18 protein-coding genes are annotated in these 21,147 nt (G+C 70.9%); 11 read left to right on the top strand and 7 right to left on the bottom strand.

The genetic code is table 11. From position 1 onward, the window contains the following. Positions 1-10: 10 nt before the first annotated feature. From ACFZB3_RS03830 to ACFZB3_RS03810, 5 genes are all read right to left on the bottom strand, one after another. Positions 11-1,189, bottom strand: coding sequence for an acyl-CoA dehydrogenase family protein (locus ACFZB3_RS03830; RefSeq protein ID WP_391369097.1), 1,179 nt, complete (start codon positions 1,187-1,189; stop codon positions 11-13). Positions 1,190-1,271: 82 nt separating this feature from the next. Beyond that, entirely contained in the window at positions 1,272-1,646 is a 375-nt protein-coding gene (locus ACFZB3_RS03825; protein WP_391369094.1) for an ectoine synthase, read from the bottom strand. Between the two features lie 95 nt (positions 1,647-1,741). Further along, entirely contained in the window at positions 1,742-1,999 is a 258-nt protein-coding gene (locus tag ACFZB3_RS03820; protein ID WP_391369091.1) for an acyl carrier protein, read from the bottom strand. Further along, positions 1,996-3,474, bottom strand: a complete 1,479-nt coding sequence (locus ACFZB3_RS03815) for an AMP-binding protein (RefSeq protein ID WP_391369088.1) — start codon at positions 3,472-3,474, stop codon at positions 1,996-1,998. Before ACFZB3_RS03815 ends, ACFZB3_RS03820 begins: the two co-directional genes overlap by 4 nt. 446 nt (positions 3,475-3,920) lie before the next feature. After that, a complete protein-coding gene (locus ACFZB3_RS03810; protein WP_391369085.1) occupies positions 3,921-4,370 on the bottom strand; it encodes a MarR family transcriptional regulator in 450 nt (149 codons plus the stop codon). Positions 4,371-4,588: 218 nt separating this feature from the next. Between ACFZB3_RS03810 and ACFZB3_RS03805 the strand changes: the two genes are divergently transcribed. From ACFZB3_RS03805 to ACFZB3_RS03790, 4 genes are all read left to right on the top strand, one after another. Beyond that, complete coding sequence (locus ACFZB3_RS03805; protein WP_391369082.1) at positions 4,589-5,077, top strand: deaminase; 489 nt, start codon at positions 4,589-4,591, stop codon at positions 5,075-5,077. After that, a complete protein-coding gene (locus tag ACFZB3_RS03800; protein ID WP_391369079.1) occupies positions 5,074-5,730 on the top strand; it encodes a DsbA family protein in 657 nt (218 codons plus the stop codon). The genes ACFZB3_RS03805 and ACFZB3_RS03800 overlap by 4 nt, the downstream gene beginning before the upstream one ends. A gap of 133 nt (positions 5,731-5,863) precedes the next feature. After that, the gene (locus ACFZB3_RS03795) at positions 5,864-6,184 is read left to right on the top strand and encodes an SMR family transporter (RefSeq protein WP_351716761.1); all 321 of its coding nucleotides are present in this window, start codon (positions 5,864-5,866) and stop codon (positions 6,182-6,184) included. 52 nt (positions 6,185-6,236) lie between these two features. Beyond that, positions 6,237-6,671, top strand: a complete 435-nt coding sequence (locus tag ACFZB3_RS03790; protein WP_391369077.1) for an SMR family transporter — start codon at positions 6,237-6,239, stop codon at positions 6,669-6,671. 107 nt (positions 6,672-6,778) lie between these two features. Here ACFZB3_RS03790 and ACFZB3_RS03785 read toward each other — a convergent pair whose 3' ends face one another. Continuing rightward, a complete protein-coding gene (locus ACFZB3_RS03785) occupies positions 6,779-9,448 on the bottom strand; it encodes an FAD/NAD(P)-binding protein (RefSeq protein WP_391369075.1) in 2,670 nt (889 codons plus the stop codon). Positions 9,449-9,766: 318 nt separating this feature from the next. Between ACFZB3_RS03785 and ACFZB3_RS03780 the strand changes: the two genes are divergently transcribed. Further along, a complete protein-coding gene (locus ACFZB3_RS03780) occupies positions 9,767-11,014 on the top strand; it encodes an Ig-like domain-containing protein (RefSeq protein WP_391369073.1) in 1,248 nt (415 codons plus the stop codon). Positions 11,015-11,201: 187 nt separating this feature from the next. Next, positions 11,202-12,611, top strand: coding sequence for a carbohydrate-binding protein (locus ACFZB3_RS03775; RefSeq protein WP_391369070.1), 1,410 nt, complete (start codon positions 11,202-11,204; stop codon positions 12,609-12,611). 83 nt (positions 12,612-12,694) lie between these two features. On the opposite strand, the gene ACFZB3_RS03770 is transcribed toward ACFZB3_RS03775, so the two are convergent. Further along, complete coding sequence (locus ACFZB3_RS03770) at positions 12,695-13,591, bottom strand: helix-turn-helix domain-containing protein (RefSeq protein ID WP_391369068.1); 897 nt, start codon at positions 13,589-13,591, stop codon at positions 12,695-12,697. 145 nt (positions 13,592-13,736) lie between these two features. On the opposite strand from ACFZB3_RS03770, the gene tkt reads away from it, so the two are divergent. The 5 genes from tkt to pgi are packed head-to-tail and all read left to right on the top strand — an operon-like array spanning position 13,737 to position 21,147. Then, positions 13,737-15,839: a transketolase gene (gene tkt / locus ACFZB3_RS03765; protein WP_391369065.1), complete on the top strand. Its 2,103-nt coding sequence runs from the start codon at positions 13,737-13,739 to the stop codon at positions 15,837-15,839. 32 nt (positions 15,840-15,871) lie between these two features. Next, positions 15,872-17,014 (top strand): transaldolase, encoded by a 1,143-nt coding sequence (gene tal / locus ACFZB3_RS03760; protein WP_391369063.1) that lies wholly within the window; start codon positions 15,872-15,874, stop codon positions 17,012-17,014. After that, the gene (zwf, locus tag ACFZB3_RS03755; RefSeq protein ID WP_391369060.1) at positions 17,014-18,582 is read left to right on the top strand and encodes a glucose-6-phosphate dehydrogenase; all 1,569 of its coding nucleotides are present in this window, start codon (positions 17,014-17,016) and stop codon (positions 18,580-18,582) included. The genes tal and zwf overlap by 1 nt, the downstream gene beginning before the upstream one ends. Then, positions 18,579-19,514 (top strand): glucose-6-phosphate dehydrogenase assembly protein OpcA, encoded by a 936-nt coding sequence (gene opcA, locus ACFZB3_RS03750; RefSeq protein WP_391369057.1) that lies wholly within the window; start codon positions 18,579-18,581, stop codon positions 19,512-19,514. Before zwf ends, opcA begins: the two co-directional genes overlap by 4 nt. Next, positions 19,507-21,147 (top strand): glucose-6-phosphate isomerase, encoded by a 1,641-nt coding sequence (gene pgi / locus ACFZB3_RS03745; RefSeq protein WP_391369054.1) that lies wholly within the window; start codon positions 19,507-19,509, stop codon positions 21,145-21,147. The genes opcA and pgi overlap by 8 nt, the downstream gene beginning before the upstream one ends.

The raw sequence follows: 21,147 nt of genomic DNA, 5'->3' as shown, positions 1-21,147 counted from the left end.
AGCTCCCGGCTCACAGGCCCAGAAGGGAGGCGATGCGGTTGCGCTGGATCTCGCTGGTGCCGGAGTAGATGGTTCCGCCGACCGCGTTGCGCACGTCCCGCTCGATACCGGTGGCGGTGAGGTAGCCCTGGCCGCCGAAGATCTGGACGGCGTCGAGCGCGGTGCGCTTGTTGGCCTCGCTGACGACGGTCTTGGTGGCGGCGACGTCGATCGCGGCGTCCTGGCCGGACGCCACCTTGGCGCCGGTGTCGGTGAGCCACTTGCGGGCGGTCTCCACCTCGATCTTCATGTCCGCGACCTTGTGGGAGACGCCCTGGAACGCGCCGATCGGTTCGCCGAACTGGCGGCGGGACCTGGCGTACTTGAGCACGCGCTCCAGCCGGTGTTCCATCTCGCCGAGCGTGAGGGAGAAGGAGAAGAGGATCTCCCGTTTCATCACGTGGTCAAGGACCAGGAACCCGGCGCCCTCCTTGCCGATGCGCCGGGCGGCCGGCACCCGGAGCCGCTCGAAGGTCACCTCGCTCAGCGGGGAGGTGCGCAGCCCCATCTTGCCGAGCGGCTCGCCGACCCTGAGGCCGGGGGTGTCCCGCTCGACGAGGAAGACGCTCAGACCGAACGGGCCGGGCTTCCCGGTGCGCACGTACAGCAGGAAGAGGTCGGCGATCGGGGCGTTGGTGATGAACATCTTGCCGCCGTCGACGACGTAGTCGTCACCGTCCCTGGTCGCGGTGGTGGAGATGTTCAGGGCGTCGGAGCCGTTGCCCGGCTCGGTGATGGCGTGCGCGGTGATCAGGTCGCCCGTGACGATCCCGGGCAGGAAGCGGTCCTTGAGCTCCTCGGAGCCGAACGCCTGCAGCGGGACGCCGATGCTGACGATCTGTGTGGAGGCGGAGAAGCCGAGGCCGGCGTCGCGGCAGGTGTGCCCGAACCCTTCGAGGGCGCGCATCGTGTCGGTCAGGGTGCCGCCACGGCCGCCGTACCGTGTCTCGAACGGTACGGTGAGCAGTCCGGAGCGCTGGATCGTCTTCCACTTCTCCCGGGGGAACTCCGCCCGGGCGTCCCACTCCTCGACGTCGTGGTTGAGTTCGTCCGCCCAGGGGGCGACGAGGTCGTACGGGTCCGGTCCGGTGTCCCTGTCGGTGCTGGTTCCGGCGCCGGTGGTCCGCGGTGCGGACGGTGCGGGTGTCATGCGTGTGCTGCCTTCCGGTACGTCGCTGGTCGGGGCCGGGGCCCGCGCCGCTGCCGGCGGGGCGGGCCCCGGGTCGCGGAACTCAGTACTGGGAGAAGCCGTCGGGAGACAGCGTGTGCTTCTCGTCGCCGCGCAGGGCCGGACTGAACACGGATATGAGTCTCAGATCCTCGTAGTCGGAGGCGACGAGATAGTGCGCGTCGTTCTCGTCGAGGGCGTAGATGGTGCCCTCGGTGATCTTGTAGCGTTCGCCGGACGCGGTGACGACCTCGCCGGAACCGCCCGTGCAGTAGCAGGCCTCAAGGTGACGGCGGTACTGCAGGGCGCTCGTGGTGCCCTTGCGGACCAGCGTCTCGCACACGGTGAAACCCATGCCGTCGGACTCGGTGAGCAGGCGGTGGCTGGTGCCGTTGCCCCACTCGATGGCGGCGAGCTCGCTGGTGCTGCGGACGATCATTCGTGTCTCCTGGTGTGTGAGGGGTTCGTCCGGAGGATTTCCTGAAAGCGCTCCGGAGTTCGTGCCGGGTTCTCCGCAGAGATCCGGAGGACAGCTCAGGCGGCGGTCTTCGCCGCGGTCTCGACGAATGCCGAAATGGCGCCGATGCTGCGGAAGTTGTCCGGGGTCAGCGGAATGTCGTCGATCGGGATCGAATAGGTCCGGGAGAGGTGCGAGACGATCCGGACCACGCCCAGGCTGTCGACCACTCCGTTGTCGATGAGGTCGAACTCGGCGGTCAGGTCGGCCGTGTCCTCTCCGTCGAGGAACTCGGCGACCACATAGCCGCGAATCTCGTCCGCCAGGGAGGTCATGCGGGATTTCCCTTCTGTCGTGCTGCCTTGATGAGGTTGCGGTCGGGTTTTCCGGTGGACGTGCGCGGCAGCGGGGTGTCGCCCACGTGCACGGAGGACGGGATGGCGTGGCGGGGCAGGCGCTCGGCGCTGTGCGAGCGCAGCCCCAGCGAGGTGAGCGAGGTGCCGGGCCGCCGGGTCACCTGGGCGTGCAGCCGGTAGCCGGCCTCCGGGTCGGGGATCGCCACGACGGCGGCCTCGGCGACCTCGGGGTGGGCCGCCAGGACGTTCTCGACCTCCTGGACGTTGGTCCGCACCCCGCGGACCTTGACCTGGAAGTCGGTGCGCCCCTGCAGCCGGTGGAGGCCGTCGGCGTCCCGGGTGACGAGGTCGCCGGTGCGGTAGAAGACCTCGCCGCCGCCGTCGGGCGCGGGCACGAACACCCCCTCGTTGCGGGAGCGTTGCAGGTAGCCGGCGGTCTGGAACGGTGTGGTCACGAGGAGTTCACCGGTGCCGGGACCGTCGAGGACCCGTCCCTCGCCGTCCAGCAGCAGGGCCCGCACCCCGGGCAGCGGCCGGCCGATGGGGGTCTGCTCGCCGGGGGCCGCGGGATCCGCGTCGTGGATGAAACTGTCGTTGGTCTCGGTGCACCCGAAGACGTTGTGGAAGGAGGCGCCGGGGAAGGCCGTGCCCAGCTGCCGCAGCAGTGCCTCCGGCAGCGCGTCGCCGGTGAAGACGACCGTGCGGACCGCAGGATGCACGGCACCGTCCTGGACGAGCAGCCGGTGCAGCATCGGGACGCCCTGGACGAAGGTGACCTCGTGCCGGGCGACCAGGTCCTGCAGGTGACGCGCGTCCGCGCTGTACTCCTGCTCGACGAGAACGGCCCGGGCGCCCAGCCGCAGCGCGGTCCACACGTCGAGCAGCGAGAGGTCGAAGTTCAGCGGTGCGTAACTGAGCAGCGTGTCCTGCTCGGTGAGGCCGAACCGGCCGGTCGCCCAGTCGGCGAACCGGTCGAAGCCGTCACTGGGGATCGGCACGATCTTCGGCGTACCGGTGGAGCCGGAGGTGGTGAGCAGCAGGGGCGCGGCGGCCGGGTCCACGGTGTCGAAGTCCCGGGCGGCCGCCTCGTCCGGCTCCACCGGGGCGGTGTCGAGCACCCCCTGGGCGTCGACGGTCAGGGTCCGGGAGCACCGGGCCTGCGCGGCGAGCGTCGCACGGGCGGCGGAGCCGAGTTCGGGTGACGGCGCCAGGACCGCGTAACCGGCCCGGAAGGCGGCGACGAACAGGGCGATCGTCTCGGGCGTCTTGTGTGCGGGCACGCACAGCGGCTGCCGCCGGTCGAGCCCGAGTCCGTCGAGAGTGCCGGCCAGTTCCCCGGCGAGGCCGACCAGCTCGCGGTAGGTCACCTGCCGCTCGCCCCGGATCAGGGCCACCTGGCCGGGCCGGCGGCGGGCGTGAGCGGCGAGCGCGTCAAAAAGGCGTGGTGATGGCACAGTCTCCCCCAGTTCGTGCACCTGTCCATGTGAAAGCGGACATGCCAAGGGGGGTGACGGCGCTCAAGCCGCGCCCTGGAACCCGCGGAGCCCGGCAGCCATCAGCTCGGCCGGCTCCGCATCACTCCCCCGTGATCGATCCGCGACTAACCGTACATGCGATGCATGCAGAGTCAAGCATGTACATGTGCCTGCAATCAGTGATGCACATCACCGGCCACCAGGCATATGAGGCCGTCAATTTTGCTTGATGAACTATGCGTTTCGGGCCGCCGAAACGGCTTTCACCAAGGCGTCACCGTGGTTGAGGAAGGGTGCTCCGCGCGGGGCCCGGCGTTCACCGGGGCACACCCCCGCCGAGTGCGGAAACGCCGAAAGCCATCCCGGAGGACGGCTTTCGACAAGGGCTTTCTGTCCGGGCGGAGCCGCCGGGGCGACGGCGCCGCTCAGCGGGCGCTGCGCAGCGCCTGGACCGTGCCGGCGAGCTCGGGGGCGACACCGGCGGTGTTCAGGGCCGCGCTGAGGACCTCGGAATACGTGCCGCGCGCGTCCGTGTAGCGCCGCCTGCCGTCGTCGGTGATGACGGCGTAGACACCGCGTTTGTCGTCGGGACACAGGTCACGGAAGGCGAAGCCGGCCGCGAAGAGCCGTCCCACCAGCCGCGTCACCGAGCTCTGCCCGAGCCCGACCTTGTCGGCGAGCTCCTGCATGCGCAGCTCGCCGTCCTTGGCCTGCACGAGACACTCCAGGGCCCGGAACTCGGAGAGGCCTATGCCGTGCCGGCGCTGCAGGGCCTGGGTGAGCTGGCGCTCCACGTGCGCGTGCAGGGCGAGGACCCTCCCCCACATGGCCTGGTCGGACGAGGCGGCCGACGCATAGGTGATCGTGGTCGTCATGGGCAGCTCCCTCTCAGGCGGCGCGTTGACAACAAGATACATGTTCATGCAAGCTTTAGCCGTCCGCTTGATTCCTCCAGTGGATCTTGCGCACCCGAAGAACATGCACGTACAAACAACTATCGAGGGTCTTATGCCCGGTACCAACGCGTCCAAGGGCTCAGCCCGCCCGTTGTGCTCCGGCTCCGCATGTCCACGGTCCGAGTCGAGGAGCGACCATGTCCCCATCCGAGATCCCGGAGAGCGAGCTGACCGCTTACGCCCGTGAGGCGGTCCGGATCAGCCGAGAACACGTCGCCGAGGGCGGCATCCCGTTCTCCGGTGTGGTGGTCAACGACGGCCAGGTCCTCGGCACCGGGTTCAACCGGGTGTACGAGGACAACGACCCCACCGCCCACGCCGAGGTGGTCGCCCTGCGGGCGGCCGCCGCGAAGCACGGGCTGCCCGCCACCGCCGGGGCCACCCTGATCGCCTCCGGTGAGCCCTGCGCCCTGTGCTACATGGCCTCGCTGCACTTCAGGGTCGGCCACATCGTCCACGTGGCCGACCGCAGGACGGCCGCCAGGTACGGCTTCGACTACTCGGGGTCGTACTCGATCTTCGCCGAGGACCCGACGGCCTGGCAGATCAAGGTGACCTCGCTGCAACTCCCGGAGGGGACGCAGCCGTTCGAAGAATTCCTCGCCCGCAACCGGAGGCGGCCGTGACCGGCACGGAAACCAGCAGGGTCGGCATCAAGGTCTGGTCGGACTACGTCTGTCCGTTCTGCATGCTGGCCGAGGGCCCGCTGCACGAGGCCACCCACGACCTCGACGTCGAGATCGAGTGGATGCCGTTCGAACTGCGGCCCCACCCCACCCCGACGCTGCGGCCGGAGGACGAGTACCTGCCCGCGGTCTGGGCGCGTTCGGTCTATCCGATGGCCCGCCGGATGAACGTGGACATCACCCTGCCCACCGTCTCACCGCAGCCCTACACCCGGCTGGCGTTCGAGGGCTACCGGTACGCGGCCGAGCACGGCAGGGGCGCGGAGTACACCCCGCGGATGCTGCGGGCGTTCTTCCAGGAGAACCAGGACATCGGCCGACTGGACGTGCTCGCCGCCATCGCCGCCGAACTGGGCCTGGACGAAACCGCTTTCACCGCGGCGCTGACGGACGGCACCTACACCGCGGCCCACCAGGAGGCGCTGCGCGCCGCCGCGGCGTACCGCGTCTCCGTCGTTCCCACGCTCGTCATCGGCGAGAGCCACCGCATCGAGGGTGTCCCCACGGCGGCCCTGATCCGCAAGGCCGTGCTCGACACCCAGGCCGAACAGGCCGTCGCCCGCGGCGCCGCCTGCGGCGTCGACGGCTGCTGAACCGACGGCTGCCGAAGCGGCGGTCGCCGACCGCTGCCGACACGACAGCCGGTTCCCGGCACCCGGCCGCACCACCACCTCACGTCCCGGCGGACCACCGCTCGGTCGCGCCCATCGAACGAAAGGAAAGCCCATGCAGTGGCTGTACCTCGCCATCGCGGACATCTTCGAGATCACCGTGGCCATCGCGGCCGGCAAGGCCGAAGGCTTCAAGAACCGCAAGTGGACCGTCGTGACCCTGCTCAGCGGTGCGATCGGGACCTACTTCCTGAGCAAGGCCCTGCTGACCTTCAACGTCGGTGTCGGCTACGCCATCTGGACGTCCGTCGCCGGCGTCGGCATCACCCTGCTCGGCGCGGCGGTCTTCGGCCAGCGCCTGGACTGGCGCAAGGCCCTCGGCATCGCCGTGATCATCACCGGGGTCGTCGGCCTGCAGCTCAGCGGCGCCGCCTGACGCGTCCCGCCGCCGCCCACCCCCCTTCTTTTCCGTGAAAGGACGCACTCCCATGACCAACACCGGCCACTCCTCGGCCAACGCCTGGCTCGTACTCCTCCTCGCCGGAGGGTTCGAGGTCGGCTACGCGCTCTCCGTCGGCGGCAGCCACGGCTTCACCCGCCTGACGTGGTCGCTGGTCGCCGTCGTGTTCTTCCTGCTGACGCTCTGGGCACTGAGCGTCTCGCTGCGCACCATCGACGTCGGTATCGGCTATGCCGTCTGGGCCGGAATCGGGTCGGCCGGTGCGGCGCTGCTGAGCCCCGTCTTCTTCGACGAGTCGCTCACGCCGGTCCAGGCCCTGTGGCTGGGCGTCATCATCGTCGGCGTGGTGTGGCTCAAGCTCGCCGACCGGCCGCGGAGCGCCCCGGCGGAGTCCCCCGACGCCGCCCAGGGCACCCGGACGACCGACGCCCGGCTGCAGGAAACGCAGGGCGCGGAGCGCTGAGGGGGCACTGAGCGGGGTGTGGGCCGCTCGGGCCGTGACGGCCGGTGGGCGGTCACGGCCCGAGCGGCCCGCACCCGCAGCGGCCGCCGCCCGGAGCCCCCGGCCGCTCAGGAGGCCAGCCCCGCACGCAGCCGTCGGTCGCGCGGGGCGTGGGTGCGGTCGAGGCGGGCGTCGAGCAGTTGCCGGGCCGCCTCGCAACGGCCGTCCGACACCAGGGCGTACAGCAGGGTCTCCTCCACCACCTCCCGCTGGGCCGCGCTGCCGCCGACCCGGCGCAGCACCGGCAGCAGCGCGTCGAGTCCCCGGGCCGCCTCCTGGAAGCGCTCCTCCACGAGCGCGGCGAACGCCTCGCACAGCGGGGCGACCACCTCGCGCTGCACCTCGTCGGCGCCGGCTGCGTGATCGCGCAGCCGGCGCAGCGCGGCCAGGTCCCCGGCCGCGGTGAGGGCGACGGCCGCGTGCAGGGCGGTGAAGGCGGTCTGCGGCCGCTCCAGTACGTCGCGTTCCACCGCCTCCAGCACCCCCGCGACCGGGAAGTCCCCCTGCCAGCTGTCGCTCACCCGGGCCCGCCACAGCAGCGACCCCGAGTCGACCAGGGCCCGTACCCCGCTCACCACGCGGCCCGGCGCGAGCTGCGCGAACCACCGCCTGCGGACGGCGGCCGGGTCGTCGAGGGCGAGTTCGTGCAGGGCGATGTGCCAGGAGAAGTGCGCCCGGTGCACCGCCCCCCGGCCGCGTCCGGACACCCAGCCGTCGAGCCAGTCCCGGCCGGCCTCGTGCGCCCCGGACTCGTAGTGGACGTGCGCCAGGGCGTGCACCGCGTGCCCGGAGGCCGGTTCGGCGGCCAGCGCCCGGTGGGCCAGCTCGCCCGCCTCGTGCAGCCGCCCCTGCTCCTGGCGCAGGAAGGCCAGCAGCGAGGTATGGAACCAGTGCCCGTCGTAGGCGGGCGAGGTCAGGTCGAGCAGCCTGAGGGCGTCGTCGTCCTGCAGGTCGCTGACGCCGGAGAACGCGATGGTCGGCACGGCGGCCGCGAGCGCCAGCGCGTCGCCCCGGTGCTCGCGCAGATGCCGTACGAGCGCCTCGTCGCCGTCGTCGCCGGTCACCCGGCGGGTGATCACGTCCACGAAGGACCGCTCGCGTTCGTCCGCGCGCTCGCGGGCGCTGCGCTGGGCGTCGGCGAGGGCGCGCGGCACGTCGACGGCGGCGGCGCACTCGTGGCCGAGCAGGGCGAGGGCCGCGTGGCCGAGGGCGAAGCCGGGGTCGAGGGCGACCGCGCGAGCGAAGGCGTCCTCGGCGCCGGAGCGCACCTTGAGGACCCGGTCGAGGCCGCCGCGGTAGGCGGCGGCCGCCTCGGCGTGCGTGGACAGCGCCAGCCCCTGGCCGTCGACCGGCCGCCGGGCGCCCCGCCGGCGTTCCGGGAGCGGCAGCAGCCGCTGGGCCAGTTCGGCCGCCTGGACCCGGATCTCGGGGATCGCCGTGGTCTCCCACAACTCGCCCCGGCGCGGGGCACCGAGCGTGAACAGGGGTCCCGTGGTGCGGCCCCGGGCGTCGGCGAGCTGTCCGTCGCGGGTGGCCACGCCCATGCCCAGCGGGCCGGGTTCGGCGAGTCCGGAGGTGAACAGGGCCTGCCACAGCGGGGTGTCGGGGCGGCGGCCGGGACCGGTGCAGTCGACCACCCAACCGACGTGCAGCACCTGTCCGTTGGACAACTCGACCGCGAGGGGGCCGTCTTCGGCGGCCGTGGCGCGCAGTACCGTGCCGGTGTGGACGTGCAGCCGCCGTGCGGTGCGGGCGCGGGAGACGTGTTCGGCGGTGGCGGGGGCCATGCGGTGGCGGTGGGTGTTCCACAGCGCGCCCTCGCGGGCCAGGAACTCCTCCCGCTCCCCGGGGGTGAGGCTGCGCCACAGCCGGGCGGTGTGCGGGCGGAGGCTGTCCAGGCCGGGGCGCCAGTCGCCGTGGGTGCGTACCGAGCGGCTGACATGGCGGTAGACCGCGCGCCGGAGCCGGCCGAGCGAGGTGTCGTCGAGGCCGTCCGGGGCGGGCATGGTGCCGGCCGGGCCGAGGGCGTGCGGCTGGGGCAGCAGCCCGCTGCGGGAGAGCGCGTGCACGGTGCGGCCGGGGCGGTCGAGGGTGAGGGCGAGGTCGACGGCGGTCAGGCCGGTGCCCACCAGGAGGACGTCGTCGGGGCTGTCCCGTACGGGGTCCAGGGCTTCCGGCGCCCACGGGGTGCCGACGAAGCGGGGCGAGGTGCGCAGGGCGGGCGGGGCCCAGCCGGCGCTCGCCCCGGCGGGGCCGGTGGCCAGGACCGCGCTGTCCACCGGCAGGAGTCCCCCGTCGGCGAGGTGGAGTTCCACCCAGCCGTCGGGGGTGCCGGTACAGCTCTCCGCGAGGGTGCGCAGCCGGCGTACGGCGACCGTGCCGTGGGCGCGGACGAGGGCCTGGCCGAGGGTGTCGGCGAGGTAGGCGCCGTAGCGGTAGCGGGTGGCGAAGTCGGCGCCGGTGACGGTGGGTTCGCCGTGCCGGCAGAGCCAGCGGACGAAGTGCCCGGGGTCGTCCGGGTAGGCGCTCATGTTGCCGGCGGGCACGTTGAGCCGGTGCCGGGGGTCGCGGGTGGCGTAGGCGGTGCCCCGGCCCGCCTCCGGGGCCGGGTCGATCAGGACGAGGTCGAGCGGAGTCCGGCGGCGGTGCGCCGTCTCGCAGAGCTGGACGGCGGTGAGGGTGCCCGCCGCGCCTGCTCCCACGATGGCCACGTTGTGCCGCTTGCGGACGTCGGTCACGGAATACCTCCGGCGGGGTCGGCTTACTGTTTCTTCACTATTCCGATCGGATAGGTGGGGAAGCCAGGCCGGGCAGGTGATCTCACCGGAAACTCAGGCCGCCGGTCGGGCGTTCATACTCTGTTCACGATCGGCGGGCGGGACAACCCGGGTTCCGGCCGACTCGCCCCGGTCCGCGGCGGATCGGCCGCGACTGCGCAGCGTGACGTTCCCGCTCCTCATCGGAATCTCAGCGGGCACCCCCGCGATTCAAAGGAACCACCCATACAACCGGCGCAGGATGCCCTGACACAGGTGTACAAGTCAGGAAGGCGTGTCGTGGGCGTCCAGCACATATCGAACGGGTCCGGACTGCAGCCGGGGAAGTGGTCCCGGCGCGGGATCCTCGCCGCTCTCGGCGCGGTGCCCGCGGGGGCCGCGCTGGCCGGATGCAGTTCCTCCGCGGACGCCTCGGCGCCCACCGGCGGCAAGGGCGCCACGGCCTCCGTGAAGTCCGCGACCAAGAAGGCGACGATCACGGTCACGCCCGTCTCCGGCACCAGGAAGGCCGACTTCGGCACCCCGGTCGAGGTCACGGTGGCCGACGGCACGCTGGCCTCCGTGACCGTCGCGGGCAACGACGGGTCGACCCTGTCGGGGTCCTTCAACGACGCGAAGACGAAATGGACGTCGGCGCAGAACCCGTACTCCGGCACGAAGTACACGGTGACGGCGAAGGCGCAGGGCGCTTCCGACGAGACGGTGGCCACCTTCACCACGAAGTCCCCCGGCGAGACGTTCATCGGCTACTTCACGCCCGAGGCGGACTCCACGTCCGGCGTCGGCATGCCGGTGTCGATCAACTTCACGCACGCGGTCACGGACCGGGCGGCGGTGCAGAAGGCGATCACCGTGACCGCCGAGCCGGAGGTGGAGGTCGTCGGGCACTGGTTCAGCGACACCCGGCTGGACTTCCGCCCGGAGACGTACTGGGCGAAGGGCACCAAGATCACGCTGAGCCTGAAGCTGAAGGACGTCGAGGGCTCCGACGGCGTCTACGGCGTGCAGTCGAAGGACGTCACCTTCCACATCGGCCGCGAGCAGATCTCCACCGTCGACCTGTCGACCAAGGAGATGGTCGTGAAGCGGGACGGCGCCACCCTGGCCACCTACCCCGTCTCGGGCGGCAACGCCCAGCACACCACCTGGTCCGGGATCATGGTGATCAGCGAGCGGTTCAAGCAGACCCGGATGGAGTCCTCCACGGTCGGCCTCGGCGACGAGTACGACATCTCCGACGTCCCGCACGCCCAGCGGCTGACCACCTCCGGCACCTTCGTGCACGGCAACTACTGGGCGTCCACCTCGGTGTTCGGCCACGAGAACACCAGCCACGGCTGTGTCGGCCTGCACGACGCCAAGGGCGCGAGCGACTCCTCGGTGGACGGCTACAAGTTCTACGACAGCTCGATCCTCGGCGACGTGGTGATCGTCAGGAACTCCGGGGAGAAGACCGTCGAGGCCTCCAACGGCCTCAACGGCTGGAACCTGTCCTGGGCGGACTGGAAGGCCGGCAGCGCGGTCTAGCGAGCGTCCGGCTTCAGGGCGTGAACTCCCCTGAGAAACAAGGAGATTCTTTGTTTTAACTCTTGACGGCCGCAGGCACGGAGAGCACATTGGGCCCACTTTGAGAGCGCTCTCAATCTGAATCAGCCACTCCCGGCGCTCTCGGAGACCCACCCGCGCACCCCCTCCGTACCCGAGAGGCACCCCCATGAGTGAAACCTCCGGTATACCCCCCGCGGACCACAGACGGCGGCGCTCGTTCCGTCGCGCCCTGCTCGCCGGGCTCGCCACCATGGGCCTGGCGGTCGCGGCCGCCGCGACCGCCACCCTGCCCGCCAACGCCTCGGCCCCCTCCGTGCCGTCCGGCTGGAGCCAGGTCTTCCTCGACGACTTCAACGGCACCGCCGGAACGGGCGTCAACACCTCCAACTGGCAGTACGACACCGGGACTTCGTATCCCGGAGGGGCCGCCAACTGGGGCACCGGCGAGGTCGAGACGATGACGTCGTCCACCACCAACGTCGCTCTGGACGGCAGCGGCAACCTGAAGATCACGCCCGTCCGTGACTCGGCCGGCAACTGGACCTCGGGCCGCATCGAGACCACCCGTACCGACTTCCAGCCCCCGGCCGGCGGCAAGCTGCGCGTCGAGGCCCGCATCCAGATGCCGAACGTCACCGGCACCGCCGCCTACGGCTACTGGCCCGCGTTCTGGATGCTGGGCGCGCCCTACCGGGGCAACTACCAGAACTGGCCGAGCGTCGGCGAGCTGGACATCATGGAGAACGTGCAGGGCCTGAACAAGGTCTGGGCGACCATGCACTGCGGCACCAACCCGGGCGGCCCCTGCAACGAGACGACGGGCCTGGGCAATTCGACCGCCTGCCCCAACACCACCTGCCAGTCCGGCTTCCACACCTACACGATGGAGTGGGATCGCTCGGTGAGCCCCGAGGCGATCCGCTTCTACGTCGACGGCGTCGACTACCAGACCGTGACGTCCAGTCAGGTCGACGCCACCACCTGGGCGAACGCCACCAACCACGGCTTCTTCGTCATCCTGAACGTGGCGATGGGCGGTGGCTTCCCGGACGCGTTCGGCGGCGGCCCGACCAGCGCCACCGAGTCCGGCCACCCGATGGTCGTCGACTACGTCCAGGTGCTGTCGGCCAGTGGGAGCGGTACCACCACCCCGCCGACCGGCAGCAGGGACGCGTACAGCGCCATCCAGGCGGAGTCGTACGACAGCCAGTCCGGCGTGACCGCCGAGACCACCACCGACACCGGCGGCGGCCAGGACATCGGGTACATCGCCAACGGTGACTGGGCGCTCTACAAGGGCGTCGACTTCGGCTCCACGGCAGCCACCCAGTTCTACGCGAGGGTGGCGAGCGGCGCGGCCTCCGGGGTGAGCGGCACGGTCCAGGTCCGGCTCGACAGCGCCTCCAACTCCCCCATCGGCAGCTTCTCCGTCGCCAACACGGGCGGCTGGCAGACCTGGACGACGATCCCGGCCAACATCAGCTCGGTGACGGGCACCCACGACGTCTACCTGACCTTCAGCAGCGGCCAGTCGGCGGACTTCGTGAACGTGAACTGGTTCGACTTCGGTCACTGACAGGGCAGTACGCAGGAGCCGGGCACGCGGCGCCGGAGGGATGGATCCCCTCCGGCGCCGTCGCGCTGCCCGGCCCGCCCGCCTCAGCGCAGCTCCGCCCGGAACCCCACCGGTGTCTGCCCGGTGTGCAGGTGGAAGAACTTGGAGAAGTTCGCCGCGTCCGGGAAGCCGACGGCCGCACCGACCCGGCCGATCGGGAGGTCCGTGTGGGCCAGGAGGCGTTTGGCCTCCAGCACCACCCGCTTGTCGATGAAGCCCTTGGGGGTCTCCCCCGTGGCGGCGCGGACCGCGCGGACCAGGGTGCGGCGGGAGTAGCCGAGGGCGTCGGCGTAGGCGCTGACACTGTGGTTGGCGGCGAAGTCCTTCTCCACCGCGTCCCTGAAAAGGGTGAAGGTCGTATCGGCCTGGCGGCGGGCCGCCTCCGCCGAACTGGCCGCGAGATGGGCGAGGCGCAGGAGGAACGCGGTCAGGGAGTGCCGCAGCACCGACGTGTGCAGGCTCAGGGGGAGGGTTTCGGTGTCCTCGTACTCGCGTTGCAGGTGGGCGAGCGACGCCCGGAGCGCGGCGAGCTGCGGAGCGTCGGGGCGGAGCAGGGGCGGCAGGTCGTAGCGGTAGAGGCCGGTCGCCTCGACGGTGGCGCGCGGCAGGAAGCCGGGCTGCATGGTCAGGACGGTTCCGCGGTACTCGCAGGTCCGCGAGAAGCGGTGCACCTGGCCGGGGCGGATCCAGAGCAGGTCGCCGGCCCGGGCCTCGTACTCGGCGAAGTCGATCATGTGACGGACCGGGCCCTCGGTGAAGAGCATGACCACGTGGAAGTCGATGCGGTGGACGCGCTCCAGCGGTGCGTCGGCGTGCCACAGGCGTTCGGTCCCCATCGGGCCGACCTGGATGCCGACGCCGCCGACGCTCAGATCCACCGGGAAGGGGAAGGTCCTGATTCCGTCACCGCCACCTGCCCCATTGGGCGTTCTGTCCGCCATGTCCTTCTCGTGCCGTCCCTGTCGAAGATCCGTGTCCCACTTTCACCACAGGCTGACACACTCCGACCTTCCCTCCAAAAAGTCAGACTTTTACTTTTGAACGCGTCAGGCCAGCCGGAACGCTTCGAACGAGGACTTCTTGAAGATGAGCACGCAGACAGCAGTGGGCTTCGACGACGGCTCCGACGACGGCTTCGAGTGGACCGACCTCGACCGGCGTGCCGTGGACACCGCGCGCCTTCTCGCGGCCGACGCCGTACAGCAGGTCGGCAACGGGCACCCCGGCACCGCGATGAGCCTGGCCCCGGCCGCGTACACGATCTTTCAGAAGGTGATGCGGCACGACCCGGCCGACCCCGAGTGGACCGGCCGGGACCGTTTCGTGCTCTCCCCCGGGCACACCTCGCTCACCCTCTACACCCAGCTGTTCCTCGCCGGGTACGAGCTGGAGCTTGACGACCTGAAGGCCTTCCGCACACACGGGTCGAAGACGCCGGGTCACCCGGAGTACGGGCACACGGCAGGCGTCGAGACCACCACGGGCCCGCTCGGCCAGGGCGTCGCCAACGCCGTCGGCATGGCCATGGCCGCCCGCTACGAGCGCGGCCTGTTCGACCCCGAGGCCGCCGAGGGCACCTCCCCCTTCGACCACACCGTCTGGGCGATCGTCTCCGACGGCGACCTGGAGGAGGGCGTCTCCGCCGAGGCCTCCTCGATGGCCGGCCACCAGAAGCTCGGCAACCTGGTCTTCGTCTACGACGACAACCACATCTCCATCGAGGGCGACACCGCGACCGCGTTCTCCGAGGACGTCCTCAAGCGGTACGAGGCCTACGGCTGGCACACCCAGCGCATCGAGCCCACCGCCGAGGGCGACGTCGACGTGCACGCCCTGTACGCGGCCCTGCGGGCGGCCAAGGAGGAGACCGGGCGGCCGTCGATCATCGCGATGCGCACGATCATCGCCTGGCCCGCCCCGAACGCGCGGAACACCGAGGCCTCGCACGGCTCCGCGCTCGGCGCCGACGAGGTCGCCGCCACCAAGCGCCTCCTCGGCTTCGACCCGGAGCAGACCTTCCAGGTCGACGCCGACGTGCTGGCCCACACCCACCGTGCCCTGGACCGGGGTGCCGAGGCCCACGCCGCCTGGGACAAGCACATCGCCGAGTGGCGCACCGGGAACGAGGAGCACGCACGGCTCTTCGACCGGGTCGTGGCCGGCCAGCTCCCCGAGGGCTGGGAGTCCGAGATCCCCGTCTTCGAGGAGGGCAAGGCGGTCGCCACCCGCGCCGCCTCCGGCAAGGTCCTCCAGGCGCTCGGCCCGGTGCTGCCCGAGCTGTGGGGCGGCTCCGCCGACCTCGCGGGCTCGAACAACACCACCATCGACAAGACCTCCTCCTTCCTGCCGAAGGGCAACCCGCTGCCCGAGGCCAACCCGTACGGCCGTACCGTCCACTTCGGCATCCGCGAGTTCTCGATGGCCGCCGAGATGAACGGCATCGCCCTGCACGGCAACACCCGCATCTACGGCGGCACCTTCCTGGTGTTCTCCGACTACATGCGCAACGCCGTCCGCATGTCGGCGCTCATGCAGCTCCCGGTGACGTACGTCTGGACGCACGACTCCATCGGCCTCGGCGAGGACGGCCCGACCCACCAGCCGGTCGAGCACCTGGCCGCGCTGCGCGCCATCCCGGGCCTGAACGTCGTCCGCCCGGCCGACGCCAACGAGACCGCGGCGGCCTGGGCCGAGATCCTGAAGAGGCACGCCACGCACCCCGCCCCGCACGGGCTCGCGCTGACCCGCCAGGGCGTGCCGACGTACGCGCCGAACCCGGACGCGGCCAAGGGCGGCTATGTGCTGCGCGAGTCGTCGACCGAGACCCCGGAGGTGGTCCTGATCGCCACCGGTTCCGAGGTGCACCTCGCCGTCGGGGCGCGCGACCTCCTGGAGGCCGAGGGGATCGGCACCCGGGTGGTGTCGATGCCGTCCGTGGAGTGGTTCGAGGAGCAGCCCCGCGAGTACCGCGAGAGCGTCCTGCCGCCGGCCGTGAAGGCGCGGGTCGCCGTCGAGGCCGGGATCGGCCTGACCTGGTACCGCTTCGTCGGCGACGCCGGCCGGATCGTCTCCCTGGAGCACTTCGGCGCCTCCGCCGACGCCGAGACCCTGTTCGCCGAGTTCGGCTTCACCCCCGAGAACGTGGCGGCCGCGGCCCGCGAGTCGCTCGCCGCCGCCCGTACCGCCTGATCCGCCAGCCAGAAACAGTTCAGTAGAGGAAGATGATCACTGTGACCGAAGCAACCGCCACCGCGGGAGCACTGAAGCGCCTCTCCGACGAGGGCGTCTCGATCTGGCTGGACGACCTGTCGCGCAAGCGGATCAGCACCGGCAACCTCGCCGAGCTGGTCGCGGACCGCAATGTCGTGGGCGTGACCACCAACCCGTCGATCTTCCAGGCCGCCATCGGCTCCGGCGAGGGGTACGAGGAGCAGCTGGCCGACCTGGCCGTGCGCGGGGTCACGGTCGAGGAGGCCGTGCGGATGATGACGACGCAGGACGTGCGGGCCGCGGCCGATATCCTGCATTCTGTATACGATGTATCACATGGCACCGACGGCCGGGTGTCCATCGAGGTCGACCCCCGCCTCGCCCACGACACCGCCGCCACCGTCGCCGAGGCCAAGCAGCTCTTCTGGCTGGTCGACCGCCCCAACGTGATGATCAAGATCCCGGCCACGAAGGCGGGCCTGCCGGCGATCACCGAGGTCATCGGCCTCGGCATCAGCGTCAACGTCACGCTGATCTTCTCCCTGGAGCGCTACCGCGAGGTCATGGCCGCCTACCTGGCCGGCCTGGAGCAGGCCGCCGCCAAGGGCCTGGACCTCTCGACGATCCACTCCGTGGCCTCCTTCTTCGTCTCCCGGGTGGACGCCGAGATCGACAAGCGGCTGACCGTCCTCGGCACCGACGAGGCGCTCGCCCTGAAGGGGAAGGCCGCGCTGGCCAACGCCCGGCTCGCCTACGAGGCGTACGAGCAGGTCTTCGCCGGTGACCGCTGGACCGCCCTGGAGTCCGCGGGCGCCCACCGGCAGCGCCCCCTGTGGGCCTCCACCGGCGTGAAGGACCCGGCGTACAAGGACACCCTCTACGTCGACGAGCTGGTGGCCCCCGGCACCGTCAACACCATGCCGGAGGCGACGCTGAACGCGACCGCCGACCACGGCGACATCCACGGCGACACGGTGACCGGCGGCTACGACCGGGCCCGTGCGGACCTGGCGGCGGTGGAGCGGCTCGGCATCTCCTACGACGAGGTGGTGGGCAAGCTGGAGGACGAGGGCGTCGCCAAGTTCGAGGTGGCCTGGCAGGACCTGCTGGACGCCGTCGCGAAGTCCCTGGACAGCAAGGGAGTTGAGGCGTAATGAGCGAGACCGCCAAGGAGGTGGGGGCGCCGGTGGTGCCCGCCGCCGACTGGGACAACCCGTTGCGCGACGCGCGCGACCGGCGACTGCCGAGGGTCGCGGGCCCGTCGGGCCTGGTCATCTTCGGTGTGACCGGCGACCTGTCCCGCAAGAAGCTGATGCCGGCGATCTACGACCTGGCCAACCGCGGCCTGCTGCCGCCGGGCTTCTCGCTCGTCGGCTTCGCCCGCCGGGACTGGGCGGACCAGGACTTCGCGCAGGTCGTGCATGACGCGGTGCGCGAGCACTCCCGGACCCCGTTCCAGGAGGAGGTCTGGCAGCAGCTCGCCGAGGGCATGCGGTTCATCCCGGGCGACTTCGACGACGACACGGCGTTCAAGCAGCTCAAGTCGGCCGTGGACGAGCTGGACTCGTCCCGGGGCACCGGCGGCAACTTCGCCTTCTACCTCTCCGTGCCGCCGAAGTTCTTCCCGAAGGTCGTCCAGCAGCTGAAGAAGGTCGGCCTGGCGACCCCGCCCGAGGGCTCCTGGCGACGGGCGGTCATCGAGAAGCCGTTCGGCCACGACCTGGCCTCCGCGCAGGACCTGAACGCGGTCGTGCACGACGTGTTCGACCCGGACCAGGTGTTCCGCATCGACCACTACCTGGGCAAGGAGACCGTCCAGAACATCCTGGCGCTGCGCTTCGCCAACCAGATGTACGAGCCGATCTGGAACCGGTCGTACGTGGACCACGTGCAGATCACGATGGCCGAGGACATCGGCATCGGCGGCCGCGCCGGGTACTACGACGGCATCGGCTCGGCCCGGGACGTCATCCAGAACCACCTGCTCCAGCTGATGGCCCTCACCGCGATGGAGGAGCCGATCGCGTTCGACGCGGACGCGCTGCTCACCGAGAAGCTGAAGGTCCTGAAGTCGGTGCGGCTGCCGGAGGACCTGGGCCGGCACACCGTGCGCGGGCAGTACGCCGAGGGCTGGCAGGGCGGCGAGAAGGTGATCGGCTACCTCCAGGAGGACGGTATCGACCCCAAGTCGAAGACCGACACCTTCGCGGCCGTCAAGCTCGGCATCGACAACCGCCGCTGGGCGGGCGTCCCCTTCTACCTGCGCACCGGCAAGCGGCTGGGCCGCCGGGTCACCGAGATCGCGGTGGTCTTCAAGCGGGCCCCGCACTCCCCCTTCGACTCCACGGCCACCGAGGAGCTCGGCGCGAACGCGATCGTCATCCGCGTCCAGCCCGACGAGGGCATGACCGTCCGGTTCGGCTCCAAGGTGCCGGGCACGTCGATGGAGATCCGGGACGTGACGATGGACTTCGCGTACGGCGAGTCGTTCACGGAGTCCAGCCCGGAGGCGTACGAGCGACTCATCCTGGACGTGCTGCTCGGCGACGCCAATTTGTTCCCTCGTCACCAGGAAGTGGAAGAGTCCTGGAAGATCCTCGACCCGATCGAGACGTACTGGGCAAAGCATGGTAAGCCCGCACAGTACGAGTCGGGCAGCTGGGGACCGCAGGAAGCCGACGAGATGCTCGCACGAGACGGACGGAGCTGGCGCAGGCCATGAAGATCGACCTGACCGACACCACGGCAAGCAAGATCAACAAGGCGCTGGTGCAGGGTCGCCGCGCCATCGGAACCCCTGCCGTGGGCATGGTCCTGACGATGGTGATCGTCACGGACGAGGAGAACGCCTACGACTCGATCAAGGCGGCCGAGGAGGCCTCGCACGAGCACCCCTCGCGCACCCTGGTCGTCATCAAGCGGCACGCCCGCACCCTGCGCGACCGCACCACCTCCCGCCTCGACGCCGAGGTCCGGGTCGGCAGCGAGGCCGGCACCGGCGAGACGGTCGTGCTGCGCACCTACGGCGAGGTCTCCGACCACGCCGACTCGGTGGTGCTGCCGCTGCTGCTGCCGGACGCCCCGGTGGTCGTGTGGTGGCCGGTGGAGGCCCCGGAGACGCCGTCCAAGGACCCGCTCGGCGCGCTCGCCCAGCGCCGGATCACCGACCTGTACGCGGTCGACCGGCCGATGCAGGTCCTGGAGACCCGCGCCCGCAACTACGCGCCCGGCGACACCGACCTCGCCTGGACCCGGCTCACCCTGTGGCGGTCCATGCTGGCCGCCGCCCTCGACCAGGCCCGGGTCGACGTGACCTCGGCGGCCGTCGAGGCCGAGGCGGACAACCCCAGCGCCGAACTCCTCGCCCGCTGGCTGGAGGCGCGGCTGAAGGTCAAGGTGGACCGCGTGGTCTCGCCCGGCCCGGTCGTCACGGCCGTACGGCTCGGCACCGCGGGCGGCGAGATCCGCATCGACCGCCCCGAGGGCCCGCTGGCCAGCCTGACCCTGCCGGGCCAGCCGCCGCGCACCCTCGCCCTGAAGGTCCGCCCCACCTCCGAACTGATCGCCGAGGAACTGCGCCGCCTCGACGCCGACGAGATGTACGCCGTCGCCCTGCGGGGCGAGGGCACCAAGGAGACCGTCTCCCATGCCTGACACCCCCGAGCTCACCCGGCGGCCCGAGTGGGCCGCCCTGGAGGACCACCGGGCCGAAGGACAGCCCGTCCTGCGTGAGCTGTTCGCGGCCGACCCGGCGCGCGCCGAGCGGTACGTGGTACGGGTCGGCGACCTGTACATCGACTACAGCAAGCACCTGATCACGGACGAGACCCTCGCCCTGCTCCAGGAACTGGCCACCGCCACCGACGTGTTCGGACTGCGGGACGCCATGTTCCGCGGCGAGAAGATCAACATCACCGAGCGGCGGGCCGTCCTGCACACCGCGCTGCGCGCCCCGCGCGACGCGGTGGTCGAGGTCGACGGGGTGAACGTCGTCCCCGGCGTGCACGCCGTCCTCGACAAGATGGGCGCCTTCGCCGACCGGGTCCGCTCCGGCGAGTGGACCGGCCACACCGGCAAGCGCATCAGGAACGTCGTCAACATCGGCATCGGCGGCTCGGACCTGGGTCCCGCGATGGCCTACGAGGCCCTGCGGGCCTTCACCGCACGGGAGTTGACGCTCCGGTTCGTGTCCAACGTGGACGGCGCCGACCTGCACGAGGCGACCCGCGGCCTGGACCCGGCGGAGACGCTGTTCATCGTCGCGTCGAAGACGTTCACCACGATCGAGACGATCACCAACGCGACCTCGGCGCGCACCTGGCTGTTGGACGGCCTGGGCGGCGACGAGAAGGCGGTGGCGAAGCACTTCGTGGCGCTTTCGACGAACGCCGGCAAGGTGACGGAGTTCGGCATCGACCCGGACAACATGTTCGAGTTCTGGGACTGGGTCGGCGGCCGTTACTCGTACGACTCGGCGATCGGCCTCTCGCTGATGATCGCGATCGGCCCGGACCGGTTCCGCGAGATGCTGGACGGCTTCCACCTGGTCGACGAGCACTTCCGCACCGCCCCCGCCGAGGCCAACGCGCCGCTGCTGCTGGGCCTGCTGGGCGTCTGGTACGGGAACTTCTTCGACGCCCAGTCGCACGCGGTCCTGCCGTACTCGCACTACCTCTCCAAGTTCACCGCCTACCTCCAGCAGCTGGACATGGAGTCCAACGGCAAGTCGGTGGACCGGGAGGGCCGGCCGGTGCGGTGGCAGACCGGTCCGGTGGTGTGGGGCACGCCGGGCACCAACGGGCAGCACGCGTACTACCAGTTGATCCACCAGGGCACCAAGCTGATCCCGGCGGACTTCATCGGCTTCGCCGAGCCGGTCGCCGAGCTGAGCGGTGAACTCAGGACGCAGCACGACCTGCTGATGGCGAACTTCTTCGCGCAGACCCAGGCGCTGGCCTTCGGCAAGACGGCGGAGGAGGTCCGCGCGGAGGGCGCGGCCGAGGAGCAGGTGGCGCACCGCACCTTCAAGGGCAACCACCCCACCACCACGATCCTGGCCCGCGAGCTGACCCCGTCGGTCCTCGGCCAGCTCGTCGCCCTCTACGAGCACAAGGTCTTCGTGCAGGGCGCGGTCTGGAACATCGACTCCTTCGACCAGTGGGGCGTGGAGCTGGGCAAGGTCCTCGCCAAGCGCATCGAGCCCGCGCTGACGGAGGGCGCCGACGTGCCCGGCCTCGACCCGTCCACCACCGCCCTCGTCTCGACGTACCGAACGCTTAGGAAGTGA

Origin of the sequence: Streptomyces sp. NPDC008092, assembly GCF_042957285.1 — a bacterium.
Taxonomy (GTDB): domain Bacteria; phylum Actinomycetota; class Actinomycetes; order Streptomycetales; family Streptomycetaceae; genus Streptomyces.
The sequence above is the reverse complement of the archived record's forward strand: the minus strand, read 5'-3'. Positions and strand labels throughout refer to the sequence as shown.